The sequence below is a fragment of the Ihuprevotella massiliensis genome (assembly GCA_900095835.1).
Classification (GTDB): Bacteria; Bacteroidota; Bacteroidia; order Bacteroidales; family Bacteroidaceae; genus Alloprevotella; species Alloprevotella massiliensis.
Window position 1 is genome coordinate 876,082 of record LT608321.1, and the last position, 20,247, is coordinate 896,328.

The window sequence follows — 20,247 nt, forward strand, 5'->3', positions numbered from 1 at the left end:
GCTATTTTAATATGTTGGTGCGTTTAGTAAACTCAATGATTTCGGGGATATATCCGAACGCCAATCCTGTCACGGTGTCCGCGCATCCGTAGTAGATGGCGATTCTTCCAGTTTCGGGATCGTGCAATGAAGCGCAAGGGAAGGTCACATTGGGCACATCGCCTGCCAATTCATAGATTTCACGAGGAGAAATCAAGTATTGTCCGCTACGTGCCAGCACCTTCCAAGGTTGTTCCAAATCTAAAAGCGCAGAACCGAAGGCATAGACATAACCATTGCAAGAATGGAGCACGCCATGGTAGATGAGCAACCAGCCTTCAGAAGTCTCGATAGGCACAGGACCTGCCCCAATCTTCATGCACTGCCATGCGCTCTCTTTGAACTCTGCAGGCGCCATCACGTGACGATGACGTCCCCAAAATTCGAGATCGGGAGATTCGCTATAGAAAATGTCACCGAACGCAGTGTGTCCCGTGTCGGAAGGACGAGAAAGCATGGCAAAACGACCATTAATTTTCTTGGGGAAGAGCACACCATTGCGGTTGTAGGGCAAGAAGGCATTCTCCAGTTGGTGGAAGGTCACAAAGTCATCGGTCCAAGCCAAGCCAATAGTAGGTCCGTGATGATCGTTGCACCACGACACATAGTAGCGGCCATCAATCTCAGCCACACGAGGGTCGTAGCCATAGCCCCACTCTGCCACTTCGGGAGCAGCACCTTCAAACTTGATGGTATCGGGATTCATGTCCCACTTCAAGCCATCTTTGGAAAAACCCACGTGGAGGGTCATGCGGCGGTTTTTGTCGTCCACGCGGAACACACCTGCATAACCGTCTTTGAAAGGAACTACAGCAGAGTTAAAGATACTGTTGCTGTCGGGCAAGAGATCACGAGGAATCACGGGGTTTGCGGAATATCTCCACAAAACATCATTGCAAGATTCGGGACGATTCTCCCAGGGCATATTGGGGAGCGGTGCTCCTTGTATGGTCAGTTTGTTATCCATTATGATAGTTTATTTTGTATTTCAGTCATTTTCTTCGTGGTCAAGGGATAGAAGAACAAGCACAAAGCTCCTATAAGTGCTCCTATTGCGGGAATCCAGCTCATCAATGCCTTGATAGCCGCCAAGGTTTCGGGAGCTTGAACAGTGACATCTTTGTTATAGGCTGCAAAAGCGAGCACCTGCAAGAGGATGAAACCACCGATAGCACCACCAAACTTTTGTGCCATGGACGAAGAAGAGAAGATTAATCCCGTACTAGCGTTGCCGTGTTTCCAGATGGAATAGTCGGCTACGTCTGCCATCATCGACCAAATCATGGGCGCGCCCACACCGATGCCGATGCAAATGGCGATTTGACTGGCGATAAGCCCAATCATGCCGGCATTCGTATCGACGGGGAGGAACCAGATTACAGCACTCACCACCGCAATAAAGATGAGAGAAGCAAAGAAAGTGGTCTTCTTACCAACTTTTTGTGCGAGAGGCACAGCAAATGCCACACCTGCCATCTGTGCCAATTCGCCGATGGTCAAGAACACCGCGCAGGTGATGAGCACATCTGTGCCCAAGATGTTGGCAAAATAATAAGCTGCGGCACCACCACGGATGGAACCAAACAAGAGTTGTCCGATACCTGCACCCAACAACAGCCACCAAGGGCTATTTTTGAGCAGGTGCTTCATATCTTCCTTGATAGATTGCTTTTCTTTCTGTTCGGGCAACTGCACTCGTTCGCGCGTCATGGCAAAGCACAACACAAAGAGGATGGCGCAAAGCGCAGCAATAACCGTCACAATCAAGGTCCACTGCATGGGAGACGCATCGCCCACACCTTTGATGACCTTGCCAGCTTCATTGACAGTACCGATGACTTCTTTCTCGAAGAGTCCAAACAATCCCATCGCCAAAAAGCTACCGATGTAGGCAAAGAACATGCGATAGGATGAGAACACAGACTTTTCGTTGCTATCTTCTGTCATCACACCCAGCATCGCACCATAAGGCACGTTAATAGCCGTGTAGACCGTCATCATCATCAGATAGGTGACATAGGCATACACGTGCTTAAAGGAGTAGCTAGCATCGGGAGTGTAGAACGACAAGATGCCGACCAAGGCGAAGGGCAAAGCCACCCACAACAACCACGGACGATAGCGTCCCCAGCGCGTGCGAGTACGGTCAGCTATCAGTCCCATCACAGGGTCTGACACAGCATCATAAAGTTTGGTAATCAAGAGCAGTATTGCTGCATCGGAAGGATGAAGCCCGAACACATCGGAATAGAAAATAGGGAGGTAGTACGAAAATATCTTCCAAAACATACTGGAAGACATATCACCGAGTCCGTATCCTATTTTTTCACGGAGGGAAGTTTTGGTATTATCGGTTGTCATGGTGGTAAATCTTTCTGAACCAAGGAAGACTATCAAGCATCTGAATATCAAGAAGAAGACGTGCGCTAAGGCAGAAATATGGTATAGTTCGGGTTGGTCTACTCTTCTGTACGGCAAAATGCCTGGTTCTGCTCGAATAATCTATTCGCAAAGATAATGAAATCTGAGAGAATACAGAATAAAACCCGAATTATTTTTCATCAAATCACAGCACAACGGTGGTCTGTGCCTACTTATTCTGCGTGTCGCATAACGAATGTTTCGCAAAGTCCGACAATAGTAAAGTCCATCATCTTGCACAAAGTCCATCTATAGCAAAGTCCTTTCACAAAGTATCTCTATAGCGACGAGGCTGTCAGGCACAATGCCCAACAGCCTCGTCGCATAAGCAGGTGGTTATTTGGGATAATGGATTACCAAAGTTCCACAGCGTGTGCCAAGCGTTCCTCGAGTTCCTCAGAAGTAAGGCGCAATTTCAGTTCGCCTTGGTAAGCAATAGAGATAGAACCCGTTTCCTCACTCACGATGATGGAGAGGCAGTCAGTCTTCTGAGAGATGCCCAAGCCTGAGCGGTGGCGCAAACCTAAGTTTTTCTGAATGTTATTGTTGTGCGACACGGGGAGAATACAAGCCGCAGCCTTCACCCGTCCTTTGCCCACAATCATTGCTCCATCGTGGAGCGGACAATTCTTGAAGAAAATCGTTTCAATGAGGCGTTGCGAAATAGCCGCGTCAATGATTTCACCGGTGTTGATTTCATCTTGCAAACTTCCCATGCCTTCTACCACGATGAGTGCTCCCACCTTTTGACGCCCCATCGCCATGCAAGCGCGCACGATGGGCATGATGAGTTCGCGCGACACCTCTTCTTGCGGAGTGCGTCGCAGCCATTTGAACAGGCGCGTGGCACGCTGGGTGCCGATGGTGGAGAAAAAGTGACGAATCTCCCCTTGAAACAAAACGATGAGGGCGAGCGAACCGACATTGACCATGCGGTCGAAGATTCCGCCCAACAAACGCATCTCTAACACCTGCGACACCAAAATCCACACCACTATAAACACGAGCACGCCCGTGAAGATATTGGCAGAACTCGAGGCGCGCATCAAGCGATACAAATAGAACAACAACAGTGCTACGAGCACTATATCTAAGATGTCCTTAAATCCTAATTCTAACATGAATCGATGTTTATCTTTTCTGAGATGCTAGGCGCTGTCAGACGCTAGTCTCTTCCTTTGATTATTACTCTCTTCCTCCGACCACAGGACGATAATCCTTTGTACAAACAACGCTCAGTCCTTATATAGTATGGAGTGAGCCATATCAGTGCCTAGGGTCAACAGGCTTGCCACATGGTTTCTACAAGGGTGCGCGCTTCCACAGCCGCCTGCACATCGTGCACACGCAAGATATGCGCGCCCTTCATCATAGCAATCGTGTGGAGCACGGTTGTCCCATTGAGGGCTTCTTGAGGAGTCGTTTCCAGCAATTTATAAATCATAGACTTCCTACTCACGCCCACCAAGAGCGGTGCATGAAGTTCGTGAAAGTCTTCGAGACGGTCCATCAAGCGATAGTTGTGCAGCAAGGTCTTTCCAAAACCAAATCCAGGATCGATGATTACATCTTTACCACCAGCATCGAAAAATCGCTGTTGCTGACGCGCCAAAAACTCCAAGACTTCTGCCAAGACGTCTTGATATTCGGGAGACGTCTGCATCGTTTCGGGATTCCCCTTCATGTGCATGATGATGTAGGGCACACCTAGTCGCGCCACCACCTTGGGCATGGCTCGATCGAGCACGCCCCCCGAAATGTCATTGATTATATCCACGCCAAAGTGCTCCACGCACTGATGCGCCACCTCTGAACGGAATGTATCGACCGACACATAGACCTCGGGAAACACTTCACGCACCGCAGTGAGCGCCACCTCCAAACGGCGCATTTCTTCCATCGGAGAGATGTCGTCGGCTCCCGGACGTGACGAATAAGCTCCTACATCAATGACATCTGCCCCTTCTGCCAACATTTGGCGCACTCGCTGCGCGATGCGTTCTGGCTCAGCCATTGGAGTGCGCGAATCGGCATAAAATGAGTCGGGGGTGACGTTTAAGATGCCCATCACCCAAGGGCGTTGCAAATCCACGAGCTTTCCGCGGAGGTTCATTGTATACTGTGGAGCAGGAAACATGGTCTTTGAGTTTGCTGCAAAGGTACTTTTTTGTTTCTCGACAGGCAAATAATTGGATTATATTTTTTGTTATTCGCCGAGAACTGCTACTTTTGCACCTAAATCTTTAGATTATGTCTATAGCAGAATTTTACGAACTCTTTCTTCGTCACCCCCACATCTCCACCGATACGCGCCATTTGGTGAAAGACAGCATGTTTTTCGCCCTCAAAGGTGCGAGCTTTGATGGCAACCAGTTTGCCCTCCAAGCCCTAGAAGCTGGATGTGCTTACGCTGTGGTCGACGATGCTCAAATAGCTCAACTAGACGAGCGCTGCATTTTGGTGGAAGATGTCCTCATCTCCCTCCAAATTTTGGCAGCCTACCATCGTCGTCAACTAGACACTCCCATCCTTCAAATCACCGGCACCAACGGCAAGACAACCACCAAAGAACTGGTGGCTGCTGTGCTTGCTGAAAAATTAAATGTACTCTTTACTGAGGGCAATCTCAACAACCACATCGGGGTGCCTCTCACCCTACTCCGTCTCACCGACGAACACGAGTTTGCCGTCATCGAAACCGGGGCTAACCACATCGGGGAAATTGCTTTGCTCTCCAACATCGTGAAGCCCAACTGCGGCCTCATCACCAATGTGGGCAAAGCGCACATCGAAGGTTTCGGTTCGTTTGAAGGAGTAATCCAAGCGAAAACGGAACTCTATGAGAACATCCGCAAACGCAACATGGAGTTGCTCGAGGAAGTAGAAGGCAATGTACAATTCCGCGAAGGCTCTACTCCCCTCTTCGTCTTCCTCAATGGCGACAATCCTTACCTTGCTCCCCGTGCAGAAGGACTGCCCACCCTCACTTATGGTTCGCCCGACCACGGATATGTGGTCGAGGGCGAAGTGGTGTCATGCGACCCCTTCCTCACCTTCCGTTGGCGTAAAAACGGAGGACAATGGCACGAAGTGGCGACGCAGCTCATCGGGGCTTACAATCTCGACAATGCTTTGGCGGCAGTTCTCGTAGGACTCACCTACAATGTCCACGTGGCATCCATCGACAAGGCACTGCGCAACTATGCCCCCAACAACAACCGCTCGGAATATCGCAAGACCCAGCACAACCGCCTCATCATTGATGCCTACAATGCCAACCTTTCTTCCATGCACGCAGCGCTCCACAGCTTTGCACAGACGGAAGATGCGCACAAGATGATGATTCTCGGCGATATGCGCGAACTGGGCACAGCATCTGCCGATGCTCATGCTGAGGTGTTGCAACTGGCGCTCACTACCGGTTGCCAACAAGTGTGGCTCGTGGGCAGCGAATTTTCCCAAGCCCTTACCACTCTCTCTGCCGACCAAGCTGCCCTCTTCCGCACCTTCGCAGATGTGGAAGCGGTGAAAGCCGAACTCGGAGCGCACCCTCTCAACGACCACCTCATTCTCATCAAGGGATCCAACGGCACGCGTCTGTTCCAACTCCCCGAATTGTTGTAGCGCGCTAATGTTTTCCCTAAAACTCTACAAAATCCTTTCGTATTCAAACGACAACGTAAAGTGTTACGTAACTGATAGAAAGAACCCTGTTTACAAAAAACTAGAAAGAGTCTGAATGATGTATTTGACGTGTCTACCTACGTTATTACATGCAAAATAAGTTAAATCATCACCCTGATCCCAAGTTTCTTAGGGATTTATCGATGAATTAGCAGTATCTTCGCAGCATAAAATCTGCATACATATTACGTTCAGTCCAGATGTGGGCGAACTTTTAGATATTTCTAAGGAGCGCGAATGAGCAAGTGTGCCTATTCACACTCTTTGTGAACCCAAATCGGTCATTAGATCCTGAACAGATTTCATTGGATTGCTGAGCAGATGGTTGGTTGTGCGTTCGAAGGCGTAGCGGGCTACGTCGAGAACGAACGTTTTCGTTAAGCCAAATGAGCAGAACCGAGCTTGCTCGAGTTATGCCATGGCGAGAAAACGAAGGATGAAATCCAACAAGAAACAAGATGCCAACAAGAAAATGAAAGATGACTGGAAGTTATCTTCTCTATAACGAATTGCGCTATAACAGTCTAATGACCGATTGGAGTTAATCAGCTTATTACACAACAATCATATCAATGAAAATGAATCTACAGAACACTAAGAAGCGTGCTGCCAAGTCTCAGAGTTATATGCTGGCTCTTGGACTTTTGGCGGTGAGCACAACCTCTATTCCTGCTTTTGCAAGTAATAGCAGCCTTACTTCTCCTCTGACTTCTGCCGAAAACGTCGTAGCTTTGTCCAACAACAGCAAGACGGCAACGGCATCTACCGATCCCACAGAGACTCGCCATGAATCTCGCCGTCAATATCGCTCCAACTACTGGTTTGTTGGTGCTGAAGTGATGTCTCCCCTCACCTTTGGAACGCTTTACTCTTGGACCAACGAAGGCAATCTTCACTTGGGTCTTGGTGCACAACTCAGCGGTGGATACCAATTTACCTCGGTATTTGGTTTGCAAGCTGCCTTTGGCGCAGGACGCAGCCATGCCTTCTCCAACAACTTCCAACGCAATTTCTATCTTGGTCAGCACGACGCTTACACCTACTATCCCTACACCATGATTGATGGTACGGTGTATCATTTCCCTACCAATAGTCGTGACGGAAAAACACTCATCGGGGAACAAGGTAACAATCCGCAGCAAGTGCAAATCGCCGCTACTCCCTTCCCCAACCTCAAGAGCCAAATCTGCTTCTGGCAGGCTTCTATCAACGCCAACTTCAATCTCACTCGCTTGTTCTACGCATCGGCTTACACCGAAAAACCCGTAGAACTCTGGTTGCGCCCTGGGGTTTACTTGAGCCACTACGATGCTAAAATCGTGAATCGCGAAACAGGGAAAACCGTTGCTCCTAATGTTAACAAGTCACTCACCTTCGGTCTCGGTGGTGATGTGGCTGTTCGCTTCAACCTCTCTCCACGCTGGGCCATCGATGTGAACAATCGCCTCATCTGGCAACACGACCGCGCCATCGATGGTGTGCGTAGCATCCGCCATGCCTACGACAGCTATGTGTGGCAACCGGCTGTGGGTCTCGTCTATAAGTTCCGCCAAGAAGCCCCACAATTGGCCTACGAACCCATGCCCGCGCCCTCTCCCGTGATGCCACAAAAACCACGTCAGCAGTTCACTCCCGAATTGGCTGCACAACTCCTCTTGGGATTGCCCGAACGCATCACCCTTCCCGAGGCTAAGCCCCGCAACTACTCTGCAAGCATCGCGCTCACCTATCCGCTCAACAAGACGTATATCGTGCGCAACCTCCACAACAATGCAGCTGAGTTAGCTCGTGTGGACAACGAACTCCGCAACATCACCGCCAACAAGGACTACCGCGTGCGCAATATCCGCGTGGAAGGTTTTGCATCGCCCGAAGGTCCGCTCAACAACAACTTCCGTTTGTCTACCGGCCGTGCGCAATCCATCATCGACTATCTCGTGGCGCACAACCCACAACTCGATCGTGGTCAATTCCAAATCGGTCGTATGACAGAAAACTGGGATGGTCTGCGCGACACCTTGACCAAAAATCCAAACCTCCCCAGCGCTAGCGAAGTGCTCGCTCTCCTCCAACGTCAACCCGACACGGAGGTGGTGAAGCAAGAAATCAAACGTATCGCAGGTTATCCCGAACTTTTGGCAAATGTTTACCCCTATCTCCGCAAGAGTTCCTACACGGTGCAGTTTGACGTCCGCGCTTACGCTCTTCCTGAGGCTAAGGAAATGATGAAGACGCAACCCGAAAACGTGGGCGCAGAAGAGATGTTTGCCGTAGCACTCGACTATGGTGTGAACACTGCCGAAGGTAAAACAGCACTTGCCACTTTACAACGCATCCACCCCGATGCTCCTTTGGCAAAACTCTGCCGCGCACACCAATTGCTCGAAGCACAACAAAATGCCGATGCCCTCCGCTTGCTCCAGAGCTTCAAACTCAACGACGGGGCTTACTACAACCTCTTGGGGGTAGCCCTCGCACGCAACGGACAATGGGATGCTGCACGTCAATTCTTCCAAATCTCTGACGCTCCTGCCGCACTCCAAAACTTGCAACGCATCACTTTGAGATAACATCATCCATTGCTTTGAGAGACTTCAGTGCTCACTCCGGGCACTGCACTCTCAGACGCTTTGGACACTCACGTCAAACAAAGCGTCGGAAGCAGACTTATAACGAATAGCTCTATCAAAATGAAAAAATATTTCACCACTAAAACGCTCGTTTGGTTGGGTCTTGCTGCCTCATCCTTGGCCACTTTGCACAGTTGCTACAAAGAGGATGCTCAAGAACTCTATCAGCGTCAATATACCACCAGCGTGGCTTTGGCAGATCTCCAAAACCAAGCCGATGCCTTCAATCGTCAAGTCAACGATTTGCAAGAAGCCATCAACATGATTCGCGATCGCGAACCCGTGTCTAAGCTCATCTATGCTGTCGAAAACGACGCCGACACCACTGGTGCTTACCTCACACTCGGCAACACCACCATCTTTGTGCCCTTCGGTCGCGACGGAAAAGACGGTGTCAACGGTAAGGATGGTAAGGATGGTAAGGATGGCATCAACGGTAAAGACGGTATGACTCCTGCCTTTGAAGTAACCATCGGTGGCGATGGCAACTGGTATATCAATGGCAACAATACTGGCAAGCCTGCACAAGGTCCTCAAGGTCTTCCTGGTCAGAATGGTAAAGACGGAAAAGACGGTGTTAATGGTAAAGATGCTTGCACCCCCGTCTTCGGCGCTGCACAAGACAAAGACAACAACAGCGACCCTCGTTTCTACTGGACTGTCACTTGGTGTGACGGCCGCACCGAGTTCGTCATGGCAAATGGTGAAAAGGTTTTGGCAAAAGCCCAAGACGGTAAGGACGGTAAAGATGGCATTAATGGTAAAGATGGCGTTAATGGTAAGGATGGCGTCAACGGAAAAGACGGTGTCAATGGTAAGGACGGTAAGGACGGTAAGAACGGCGCAACTGGTCCTCGTGGCCCTCAAGGCCCTCAAGGTCCCAAGGGAGACAACGGACAACCTGGTGTGATCAGCCCTATTTCTAAGATTTCTTTCAATGCGGCTGGCGATTCCATCATTATCAACACCACCTATCCCACCCTTCCCGTGGTGCGCATCCCCGTACTTCCCGATCTCAACTTCGACATCCAACCCGAGAAGAGCGTCGATGCCGACGACAACAGCGACATGAGCGGACGCTACGTGCCCACCACTCGCGAACTTCGCTTTGCTCCAGGTCAAACCATGACCTTCCCCTTCACCAAAGCAGACGACTTGAAGGCGGTCTACGCTTCTATGCCTGCCAACTGGAAATACAAGGTCAACGAAGCTGACAAGACCATCACCATCACGGCTCCTCCTATGGCACGCCTCAACGATGTGGAAATCGACAACGAAGTGGTCTTCATGGCACGCAACGACAAGGGCAACACCTACAGCCGCAACCTCAAGTTGATGCTTCCTAAGGGCACCTTTGTCAATTATTTCTACAATCCACTCTCTTCTGTGCCCACTCAGTCACCTTTGGGCCGCACCAACCAGTTTGATCTCCGAAATCGTACTGGCTTTGTGCACGAATTTGCTCGCTTCATCCTCCAAGACGATGGCACCTACACAGGCATCGAAGGATGGGAAGACACGCAAACCTATGGCATTCCTTCGTCTGCTCTCACGCAGCACTTGCGCGGCATGGTGGTTTATATCCTCCAAAAGAACCCTGCGATGAACAATCAGCAGTTCCTCATGCAGGACTTCATCTACCACACCGACTCGCTCAAGGCCATCTCTTACTCTGCTACGCCTAGCAACGTGCAACCCCACGAATATCTCCTCGTGGTGAGCCACCAAGGCGACAATGGTGTAATCCGTGTCAGCGGCTCAGCTGCCTACTTCCACCCCATCCCCTGGGAAACTTACGTGGCACAGACCGTCTACCAAAGCAACGACCGCTCTGACTTCCAAACCATCCGTTTGCATAAAGCCTCACAGCTCACGCGCTTCTACATGGTAGATCCTCACAAGTGGCTCGAACTTCCTGCCGGTGAACCTTTCGACGCCTCTAAGGTGGTGCTCAACTTGGCTTCTGGCACACAGATCAACAGTCACCTTGCTGTAAGTGGCGAACGAGTAGGCGCTGCTGGTTTGCTCTCTGTGACCCGCGCTCGCAATGTGGCGAAATACAATCCTGCTACAAAGCTCCTCTCTGGTGAATTTGCGAGCTTCCCCACAGGATCTTCCAATAACTTCAAGCTCATGGTCGAATACACCCGCCCCAATGGTCAAGTGGTGCGTAAGGTCATTGCTTCTGGTACGAAGGAATATCCTCGTCAGCTCAACATTCCCGGACCTGGCGGACAAATCGTTTTCTGTGTCGGCACCACAGCTTATCGCCTACACCCCACACTTCCTGGCTACAGTTCTTCTGTACAAACCATGACGAAGGACGGTGCTGTGAACATCGGTCTTGTAAACGACCAACCCGACCACCTCGGTGAAATCGAAGGTATCCGCAATGTTGACCCCACTGTCGACGAATTCTAAACCAACCTCGAGCGCGGAAGCCCTATTTTAGCACTGCACTTTATAGCACTGCGCTTTATAGGCTGCACCCTAATTTAGTGCGAATGCCCATCACTCCCCGGCTTCCTCTCGTAGCACACTCCACACAACAAGGCTGAGTCCCTATCTGGGCACTCAGCCTTTTCTCTTTTTTTCCTCATCGCTGGCGCTTTTCCAATGCGAAAGGCACTTACCATCTTCTCTCCGTTTCCACCCCATTTTGCTCAAATCCACCAGTGAAAACAGAGTGAAAACAAGAAAATGCGCATAAAAGTATATTTTTCTCCTCAAAAATTTGGAGGATAACAAAAAAGTCACTACCTTTGCAATCGCAATTCGGGAACAACCGATGCGCAAAACATCATATCGCGGAGTGGAGCAGTTGGTAGCTCGCCAGGCTCATAACCTGGAGGTCGTTCGTTCGAGTCGAGCCTCCGCAACTCAAGCCAAAGCATCAATCATTTTGATTGGTGCTTTTCTTTTTTCTCCCTATCCTCCCTCTTTTCCCCCTCTCACTGCCACCTCTTTTTTCACCTGCAAAAGAAGCGTTTGAAGCAAGAAAAACAGACTTTGCGCACTCTACAAAAAACTGCGCAAAACGGCAAAAAAGTGCAGAAAACAAGTCATTTTAGCCCGAAGTTTTAGTTTTTATTGCTAACTTTGCAAACCCATACACGACATAAATGTGCGTGCTTCTACAAGTCGCACATCCACCTTCTCCTCTATGGCACAACCCTATCTCATCGACATCGACCAGATTTTGCGCAACAAGATGGGACGTAAAGCACGTTTCATTCCTGATTTTTTGGTGCGCTATCTCAAAAAGACAATCCACCAAGATTGGCTTAACCAGTTTATCGCAAAAGAGGGGGAGATTCAAGGCGTGCAATGGCTAGAAGACTGCATGCACCATCTTGATTTAAAGCTCAATGTGCATGGATTGGAAAACTTGCCCTCAGATGCCGATGGACGTCGTTTCACCTTTGTGAGCAATCACCCCTTGGGCGGAGCAGACGGTGTGATATTGGGAGCCATCCTCGGCCGCCACTATGATGGTCGCATTTGCTATCTGGCGAACGACTTGCTCATGAACCTCACTGGCATTGCCCCTCTCTTTGTGCCCATCAACAAGACGGGGCGTCAAGGTCGCGAATTTCCCAAGATGGTAAATGCCGCTTTTGCAGGCGACAAGCATCTGATCATGTTTCCAGCTGGCTTATGTTCGCGCCGCATTGATGGACAGATTCAAGATGTGCCATGGGCAAAAACCTTCGTGAGCAAAAGCATCGAATATCAACGCGATGTAGTTCCCATCCATTTTGGTGGCAGAAATTCCGATTTCTTTTATCGCTTGGCGAATTGGAGCAAGCGACTAGGCATCAAGTTCAATTTGGCAATGCTCTATCTCGTAGACGAACTCTACCAGCACCAACACAGCACCTTCGACATCCACATCGGCAAGCCTATCCCTTGGCAGTCGTTTACCTCGGAGAAGTCCCCCACTGCATGGGCTGCCGAAGTGAGAAATCTGGTGTACACCCTCCCTTCCTCAGTACAACACTGATTATTTCTCTAAAAACTCTGAGCACTCCCTCCCCATCTTCCCACACAAGGGGAAACATCGAGCATGGAGCTCCGTTTTGGAAATCATACCTCCCACAATATGCAAGCTATCATCGAACCCGTATCTCGTGATTTGCTTCGTCGCGAACTCACTCCAGAGTTGCAGTTGCGCAAGACCAACAAAGCAGGCAACGAGATTTATATCATCACCCACCACAACGCACCCAACGTGATGCGCGAAATCGGCAGATTGCGCGAAATCGCTTTCCGCGCAGCTGGAGGAGGTACGGGACAAGCCTTGGACCTCGATGAGTTTGACGTTTGCGAACGCCCCTACTATCAACTCATCGTGTGGAATCCCGATGCAGAAGAAATCCTTGGGGGCTATCGCTTCCTGCCTCCTAGCGACATCACCTTCCGCGAAAATGGACAACCCTATCTGGCAACAGGTCACATGTTCACCTTCTCGGACAATTTCATCGAAAACTTTCTCCCACAAACCGTGGAGTTGGGACGATCTTTCGTGACCCTCGAATACCAAAGCACGCGCAACCTTGCCAAAAGTCTCTACGCCCTCGACAACCTCTGGGACGGACTGGGAGCACTCACCGTAATCATGCCCGATTTGAAGTATTTCTTCGGCAAGATGACCATGTATCCTAGCTTCGACCGACAAGCGCGCGACATGATTCTCTACTTCCTCAATCGTCACTTTGGCGATCGCGATGGACTCATCACGGTCAACAATCCCGTGTTGCTCGAAACTCCCGAAGAGGAATTGAAGAAAATCTTTGTCGAAACGGACTTCCGCGCAGACTACAAGATTTTGAATAAAGCTGTGCGCGAACGCGGGTTCAACATTCCTCCCTTGGTCAATGCTTATATGAACCTCTCCCCCACCATGCGCGTCTTTGGCACTGCCATCAACAACGAATTTGGCAACGTGGAGGAAACGAGCATTCTCATCGCAGTGGATGAAATTCTCGAAGACAAGCGCAAACGTCACATCGAAAGTTACGTCGATCCTCAGAGCCTGACCGACATTCCCAAACTCTTCTTTGAAGAAACTAGATAATCCCCCTCGGCACTCTACCCTTCTTCCACTAACAGCCGACCAAGACTCCCCCACCGTAGGACACCAGTCTACAACCGTGCCCACTCCAGAAGACACCAAGGTAGGACGATGCCCTAGGAATCGGCTTACAAGAGAAAGGCGGAGCAACCCCGAAAGACAACAACGACATAACAATCCAAAAGAGGATGCACTCGCTTTGAGTACATCCTCTTTTCTTTTGGTCTTAGTGAACCTTCTGTGCCATCACCCCTCGAAGCGACCAGAACGCTGTATGTACTGGGTCATGCAGGGCTCATCTGCGCCAATCTCGCGTGCGGTGTTAATCTGCAGCGCCATGGTGGCTTGCATTACACCACGATTATTGGATTTTCTGCCAATACACACGTTTGAAGAAAGGTCCAAGTTTACCTTTCACAGTGAGCACGTTGGGTTTGTCGAAATACATTTCCACACGATACACCTTCCCGCTCGTGGGATCGTAGATATGTCCATTCTCCCAAGTGTCATCGCCGTCGAAAGTCACCTTTTCCACCAACACGATTTGGTTGGAAGGCGTGTTGCGCTTCTTGGGATCTGGATTCTTCTGGTCGGTGCGCTGGCTACCGTCGGGATTCTTCATATTTTCGAGCCATACCACTTGAGCACGATAACCATCGCCATACTTGAAAATTTTGACTTTTGAGTTGCGACCGTCCTTGACCACGTGATACAGTCCCACGATTTTATCCGCAGCCGACTGGGCAGACACCGTGAGCGTGGTGGCAATGAAAGCCATAAGGAGGAAAGAAAGAATGCGTTTCATAAACTAATGAGTTGAAATTTGAGAAACTATGAGATTGAAATTTTGAGAAATCTATATATTAAGGAGGGCGTTAGAGGCACATGAACCATCTGCAAAGCCACAAAAAATGAAGCTGTAGGCAGAGCATAACACACAACTCAAGATTGCACACTATCGCAAATACTGTGCAAAGTTACAACTTATCCGTCAAATAGCACAAGTTAGCAGAAAAGAAAATGGAGGAGGGCAAAAAATAGTCGATGTTTTTGGGCGAAAACTTTGCAGGTTGCTAGGAAATGCTTACTTTTGCAGCGCAATAAATAGACTCTCTAATTTACAAACCCAAATTTATCGACATTTGAGACCCAATAAAAACGATAAACTCAAGCAGCAGTATCGCGTCAACGAGCAAATTCGTGCGCGAGAAGTGCGTGTAATCCCTGAAGAAGGAGATAGCGTGGTGATGTCTTCGCGCGAGGCACTCCGCATGGCACAACAACAAGGCGTAGATTTAGTAGAAATCAGCCCCAACGCACAACCCCCTGTTTGTAGATTAGTGGACTTTTCCAAATTTATCTACGAGCAGAAGAAGCGCCAAAAAGAACTCAAGGCCAAGCAAGTGAAGGTAGAAGTGAAGGAAATCCGTTTTGGTCCTCAAACCGACGATCACGACTACAACTTCAAGCTCAAGCACGCTAAGGGCTTCTTGAGCGAAGGCGACAAAGTGAAAGCTTATGTATTCTTCCGTGGCCGTAGCATCCTCTTCAAAGAACAAGGTGAAGTATTGCTCCTCCGTTTTGCCAACGATTTGGAAGAATACGGTAAGGTAGAATCAATGCCCGTGCTCGAAGGTAAGCGCATGACCATGTATCTCGCTCCTAAGAAAGCGCCAGTGCGCAAGAAGGACGTAGAAGTGGAAGAAGTACACGAAGCTCCTGCTGAAGCAGAAGTAAAGGCGGCTCCTGCGAAGAAAGCCCCTCAAGTGAAGGAACGTCGCGAATACACCGGTCCTAAGGTGGAAGGCGAAGACTTCTAATCTGCTCCCATTTTCCCATTGGATAATCCATGCAAGTGGACATTCTCGGCGGAACTACCCCAGTTTCCATACATCACTAAAAAGCATCCGTCGAGGCGCTTACGCTTGTGTGTTTTATTATAGTCGCGCGTTGTGCCAGGTATGCGCAACCGCACACATTCATTCATCATTTAATTTACAAACAAATGCCTAAAGTAAAGACTAATTCTGGTGCTAAGAAGCGTTTCGCGCTCACCGGAACCGGTAAGATCAAGAGAAAGCATGCTTTCCACAGTCACATTCTCACGAAGAAGACTAAGAAGCAAAAGCGTAACCTCGTACACGTTGGTCTCGTTGACAACTGCGACGTGAAGCAAGTTCGCGAATTGCTCTGCATGCGCTAATCTCTTTTGGTTTTTGTCTCTACAAAACCTCCTACCAAAGTCATTTATTTCATCGAATGTCTGGCTCACAAGAGCTGCTAATGAGTAGCCGCCAGCAATCAAAAACAACATTACTATGCCAAGATCAGTAAATCATGTCGCATCTCGCGCTAAGCGCAAGAGAATCCTGAAGCTCACCCGCGGTTACTTCGGTGCCCGTAAGAACGTATGGACCGTTGCCAAGAACACTTGGGAAAAGGGTCTTACCTATGCGTTCCGTGATCGTCGCAACAAGAAGCGCAATTTCCGCGCTCTCTGGATTCAGCGTATCAACGCTGCGGCTCGCCTCGAAGGCTTGAGCTATTCTCAACTCATGGGTGGTCTTCACAAGGCCGGTATCGAGATCAACCGTAAGGTGCTCGCCGACCTCGCTGTAAACAACCCTCAAGCTTTTAAAGCTATCGTTGAGAAGGCGAAATAAGCCAGGCTTGGCCTAATCAAACAACTATTCCCAATCCAATCGAAAGGCGTGCTTCTTCCCAGAAGTCGCCTTTTTTTGTGGACTTGTCCCTTCTCTCGCACACCCTATCTGGCTTAACGTCATTCTCTACTACGCTAACACTACCTCTCACGCCAACTCCTTCATTCCCTTATCCTCTTCCACGCTAATTGCCTAACGATGTTCCAATTCCAACAATTCACCATCCACGACGACCGGTGCGCCATGAAAGTGGGCACAGACGGCGTACTCCTCGGAGCCTGGTGCCAAATGCCGCCTACTCCCTCCGCAGCACGAGCACTGGACATCGGCACGGGAAGTGGACTTATTGCCATGATGCTCGCACAGCGCTATCCACAGCTGCAAATCGTGGGCGTGGAACTCGATGCCGATGCCACCACACAAGCCATCGAAAACGTGGCAGCATCGCCCTTTGCTTCCCAAATCGTGGTGAAACAAGGCGACATCATGAGCGAAGATTGGCGAGAAGAGCTGCAACCTTTCGACATGATAGTGAGCAACCCTCCCTATTTTGAGGAAACCCTCCTCTCACCCAATCAGCAGCGCGCACAAGCGCGGCACGTGCACCACGGACTCACCTTTGAAGCCCTCGCCCAGCGCAGTGTACAACTCCTCAAGAGTGGGGGATGGCTGCAAGTGATTATCCCCAAGACGGCACAATCGCGGTTCGTGCGCTGTGCACAAGATGCCGGATTTACCCTCATCCGTCAGACCGACGTGCACACCGTGGCACGCAAAGCCCCCAAACGCGTGATGCTCCGTTTTCAACTCCATTTCACACCTCCCACACAGCACGAGAATGGGCACACCATCATAGGCGATTTCTTGCAAACCGATCAACTTATCTTGCAAGAAAATGGCGAGCGCAGTCCACAATATCAGCAACTTTGTGCCGATTTCTATCTCACGCAAGGACAACTCGATGCAAGGGCTTCCAAGGACGAAAAGAGCTAAAAACCATCTCGCTTTGCAAATATCCACACCACACCGCAAAAAGCAGAGAGAAAACAAGGCGAAATCTTGTCTGTTCGCCAGAAAAGAAGTAATTTTGTAGCACATAATTTCAAACTCCAATCTATCAATCAATATGGAAAAAAGCGCATTGCAAATTGCTCGTGCTGCCTACCAGCCCAAACTCCCCGCAGGTCTTCGCGGTAACGTGAAAATCGTAGAAGGTGCACCCACCCAAAGTGTAGACAACCAAGAAGAAATCAAAGCCCTCTTCCCCAACACTTATGGCATGCCCCTCGTCAACTTCGAGCCTACGGACGAGAAGAAGGAATATGCTCCCATCAACATCGGTATCATCCTCTCTGGTGGTCAAGCGCCTGGCGGTCACAACGTGATTTGCGGCCTCTATGATGGCTTGAAGAAGCAAAACCCCAACTCTAAGCTCTACGGCTTCCTCATGGGACCTGGAGGTTTGGTAGACCACAACTACCTCGAAATGACCGATGAACTCATCGACGAATACCGCAACACTGGTGGTTTCGACATGATCGGTTCTGGTCGTACGAAGCTCGAAGAAGAAGCTCAGTTTGAGAAGGGTATGGAAGTGATTCGTCAACTCGGCATCAACGCTATCGTGATCATCGGTGGTGACGACTCTAACACCAACGCTTGCGTACTCGCTGAATACTACGCTGCTAAGAAGTATGGCGTGCAAGTGATCGGTTGCCCCAAGACCATCGACGGTGACTTGAAGAACGACCAAATTGAAACTTCTTTCGGTTTCGACACTGCTTGTAAGACGTATGCTGAAGTGATTGGTAACATCCAACGCGATGCTAACTCTGCTCGTAAATACTGGCACTTCATCAAGCTCATGGGTCGCTCTGCCTCTCACATCGCTCTCGAGTGCGCACTCCAAGTGCAACCCAACGTGTGCTTGATTTCTGAAGAAGTGGAAGCTAAGGAACAAAGCCTCGACGACGTAGTGACCTACATCGCTGAAGTAGTGGCTAAGCGCGCTGCTGCTGGCAACAACTTCGGTACGGTGCTCATCCCCGAAGGTCTCATCGAGTTCATTCCTTCTTTGAAGAAGCTCATCGCTGAACTCAACGACCTCCTCTCTACTCCCGAAGCTGCTCAAGTGGAAGCTGCCGACCAACGTGCATGGGTGCTCAGCCGTCTTTCTGCTGAAAACGCAGCTATCTACGCTTCTCTCCCCGAAGGTGTGGCTAAGCAACTCACTGCTGAACGTGACCCCCACGGCAACGTACAAGTTTCTCTCATCGAAACTGAAAAGCTCCTCTCTGAAATGGTGGCTGAAAAGCTCGCTGCATGGAAGAAGGAAGGCAAATACACTGGCAAGTTTGCTGCTCTCCACCACTTCTTCGGTTACGAAGGTCGTTGCGCAGCTCCTTCCAACTTCGATGCTGACTACTGCTACGCTCTCGGTGCTTCTGCTGCTCAGCTCGTAGCTAACGGCAAGACTGGCTACATGGCGATCGTGAAGAACACCACTGCTCCTGCTGCTGAATGGGTGGCTGGCGGTGTGCCCATCACTATGATGATGAACATGGAGCGTCGTCACGGCGAAATGAAGCCCGTTATCCGCAAGGCTCTTGTTGAACTCGACGGTGCACCCTTCAAGACCTTCGCTGCACAACGCGAAGCATGGGCTGAACAAACTGCCTTCGTTTATCCTGGTCCTATCCAATACTGGGGTCCCACGGAAGTTTGCGACCAATGCACCAAGACGCTCGCGCTCGAACAAGCGAAATAATCAGCGTCTGCATCGCATAAGACATTGACTCAACCAGGGGTGCAAGCGCAAGTTTGCACCCCTCGTTTTCTGCTCTATTCATGACTCAAAAGAAACGCTCCTCCACTCCTCCCAAAAAGAGACGTCGCTCCTCGCGCAACAGCAAGCAGAGCACCATCACTTGGGCTGAACGCTCCTTTGGACACGGCTACAAACGCGTGTTCTGGATTGGTCTTATCATTGCGGCAGGGGTGTATCTTTTCGTTACCTACAAATACATCGTTGCCCCTACGTCCAACTTGTGGCAGGGGCTCTTTGGCACCACCAAATATCCCGAAGAATATGCCGTGAGAGGCATCGACATCAGTCGCTATCAAAGTGAGATAGACTGGGAAAAGGTGGCAGCTGCCAAGATTGACCAACAACCCATTCGCTTCGTCATTGCCAAAGCCACCGAAGGGAAGGAGCATGTGGACAAGAATTTCAACGACAACTTCTACCAAATCGGGCAATACGACTTCATTCGCGGTGCCTACCACTTTTTTTCTCCCCTCGTTTCGGGCGATGTGCAGGCGAAGCATTATCTCAAGCAAGTACATCTCGAACCAGGTGATTTAGCTCCTGTGCTCGACGTGGAAAGCATCGGCACACTCTCTGCAGAACAACTGCGCAGTGAAGTGGCTGAGTGGCTCAACATCGTGGAAAAGCACTACAACACCACGCCTATCATCTACACGGGACTAAAGTTTAAGGAGAAATATCTCAACACACCTACTTTCAATCGCTATCATTTTTGGATAGCGCACTACTACGTGAAACAATTGTCCTACAAGGGCAAATGGAAGTTTTGGCAATTCACCGATCGTGGTAAGATTGATGGCATCTCTGGCGATGTGGATTTGAATGTCTACAACGGCTCTTCCTACGATCTGCAACAACTCACCATCGGTGAGCAAGAACCAGAGGATACGGAGAAACAATAACGCTTTC

General features: G+C 49.8%; 16 protein-coding genes and 1 tRNA gene. 12 read left to right on the plus strand and 5 right to left on the minus strand.

Annotated elements, in window-relative coordinates; genetic code table 11:
• Position 1 precedes the first annotated feature (1 nt).
• From BQ2633_RS03700 to folP, 4 genes are all read right to left on the minus strand, one after another.
• A complete protein-coding gene (locus tag BQ2633_RS03700; protein WP_075565189.1) occupies positions 2-1,006 on the minus strand; it encodes a glycoside hydrolase family 130 protein in 1,005 nt (334 codons plus the stop codon).
• Positions 1,006-2,400, minus strand: coding sequence for an MFS transporter (locus tag BQ2633_RS03705; RefSeq protein WP_075565191.1), 1,395 nt, complete (start codon positions 2,398-2,400; stop codon positions 1,006-1,008). The genes BQ2633_RS03700 and BQ2633_RS03705 overlap by 1 nt, the downstream gene beginning before the upstream one ends.
• Positions 2,401-2,813: 413 nt before the next feature.
• Positions 2,814-3,581, minus strand: a complete 768-nt coding sequence (gene cdaA, locus BQ2633_RS03710) for a diadenylate cyclase CdaA (protein WP_075565193.1) — start codon at positions 3,579-3,581, stop codon at positions 2,814-2,816.
• A 158-nt stretch (positions 3,582-3,739) separates the two neighbouring features.
• Positions 3,740-4,597 (minus strand): dihydropteroate synthase, encoded by an 858-nt coding sequence (folP, locus tag BQ2633_RS03715; RefSeq protein ID WP_075567173.1) that lies wholly within the window; start codon positions 4,595-4,597, stop codon positions 3,740-3,742.
• Between the two features lie 113 nt (positions 4,598-4,710).
• On the opposite strand from folP, the gene BQ2633_RS03720 reads away from it, so the two are divergent.
• The 6 genes from BQ2633_RS03720 (at position 4,711) to glsB (ending at position 13,851) form a co-directional block, all read left to right on the plus strand.
• Positions 4,711-6,084: a UDP-N-acetylmuramoyl-tripeptide--D-alanyl-D-alanine ligase gene (locus BQ2633_RS03720; protein WP_075565194.1), complete on the plus strand. Its 1,374-nt coding sequence runs from the start codon at positions 4,711-4,713 to the stop codon at positions 6,082-6,084.
• Positions 6,085-6,722: 638 nt separating this feature from the next.
• Positions 6,723-8,714 (plus strand): hypothetical protein, encoded by a 1,992-nt coding sequence (locus BQ2633_RS03730; protein ID WP_346048100.1) that lies wholly within the window; start codon positions 6,723-6,725, stop codon positions 8,712-8,714.
• A gap of 120 nt (positions 8,715-8,834) precedes the next feature.
• Positions 8,835-11,195, plus strand: a complete 2,361-nt coding sequence (locus tag BQ2633_RS03735; RefSeq protein WP_075565199.1) for a collagen-like domain-containing protein — start codon at positions 8,835-8,837, stop codon at positions 11,193-11,195.
• Positions 11,196-11,580: 385 nt separating this feature from the next.
• Positions 11,581-11,653 (plus strand) — tRNA-Met (locus BQ2633_RS03740).
• A gap of 284 nt (positions 11,654-11,937) precedes the next feature.
• Positions 11,938-12,777 (plus strand): lyso-glycine lipid O-acyltransferase GlsA, encoded by an 840-nt coding sequence (gene glsA, locus BQ2633_RS03745; protein WP_075565201.1) that lies wholly within the window; start codon positions 11,938-11,940, stop codon positions 12,775-12,777.
• Positions 12,778-12,876: 99 nt separating this feature from the next.
• Positions 12,877-13,851 (plus strand): glycine N(alpha)-acyltransferase GlsB, encoded by a 975-nt coding sequence (glsB, locus tag BQ2633_RS03750; RefSeq protein ID WP_075567174.1) that lies wholly within the window; start codon positions 12,877-12,879, stop codon positions 13,849-13,851.
• 358 nt (positions 13,852-14,209) lie between these two features.
• On the opposite strand, the gene BQ2633_RS03755 is transcribed toward glsB, so the two are convergent.
• Positions 14,210-14,653 carry a DUF2147 domain-containing protein gene (locus BQ2633_RS03755; protein WP_075565203.1) on the minus strand — a complete coding sequence of 148 codons (444 nt, stop codon included), beginning with the start codon at positions 14,651-14,653 and terminating at the stop codon, positions 14,210-14,212.
• Positions 14,654-14,990: 337 nt separating this feature from the next.
• Between BQ2633_RS03755 and infC the strand changes: the two genes are divergently transcribed.
• The 6 genes from infC to BQ2633_RS03785 all read left to right on the plus strand — a co-directional run bounded on the left by infC (position 14,991) and on the right by BQ2633_RS03785 (position 20,240).
• Complete coding sequence (gene infC, locus BQ2633_RS03760; RefSeq protein WP_075565205.1) at positions 14,991-15,668, plus strand: translation initiation factor IF-3; 678 nt, start codon at positions 14,991-14,993, stop codon at positions 15,666-15,668.
• 185 nt (positions 15,669-15,853) lie between these two features.
• Positions 15,854-16,051 (plus strand): 50S ribosomal protein L35, encoded by a 198-nt coding sequence (gene rpmI, locus BQ2633_RS03765; protein ID WP_075565207.1) that lies wholly within the window; start codon positions 15,854-15,856, stop codon positions 16,049-16,051.
• A 115-nt stretch (positions 16,052-16,166) separates the two neighbouring features.
• Entirely contained in the window at positions 16,167-16,511 is a 345-nt protein-coding gene (gene rplT, locus BQ2633_RS03770; RefSeq protein WP_009437356.1) for a 50S ribosomal protein L20, read from the plus strand.
• A gap of 198 nt (positions 16,512-16,709) precedes the next feature.
• On the plus strand, positions 16,710-17,504 hold the full coding sequence (locus tag BQ2633_RS03775; protein ID WP_075565209.1) for a tRNA1(Val) (adenine(37)-N6)-methyltransferase: 795 nt from the start codon (positions 16,710-16,712) through the stop codon (positions 17,502-17,504).
• 133 nt (positions 17,505-17,637) lie between these two features.
• Complete coding sequence (locus BQ2633_RS03780) at positions 17,638-19,278, plus strand: diphosphate--fructose-6-phosphate 1-phosphotransferase (protein ID WP_075565211.1); 1,641 nt, start codon at positions 17,638-17,640, stop codon at positions 19,276-19,278.
• An 80-nt stretch (positions 19,279-19,358) separates the two neighbouring features.
• Complete coding sequence (locus BQ2633_RS03785; protein WP_075565213.1) at positions 19,359-20,240, plus strand: glycoside hydrolase family 25 protein; 882 nt, start codon at positions 19,359-19,361, stop codon at positions 20,238-20,240.
• The last annotated feature ends 7 nt before the right edge of the window (positions 20,241-20,247 follow it).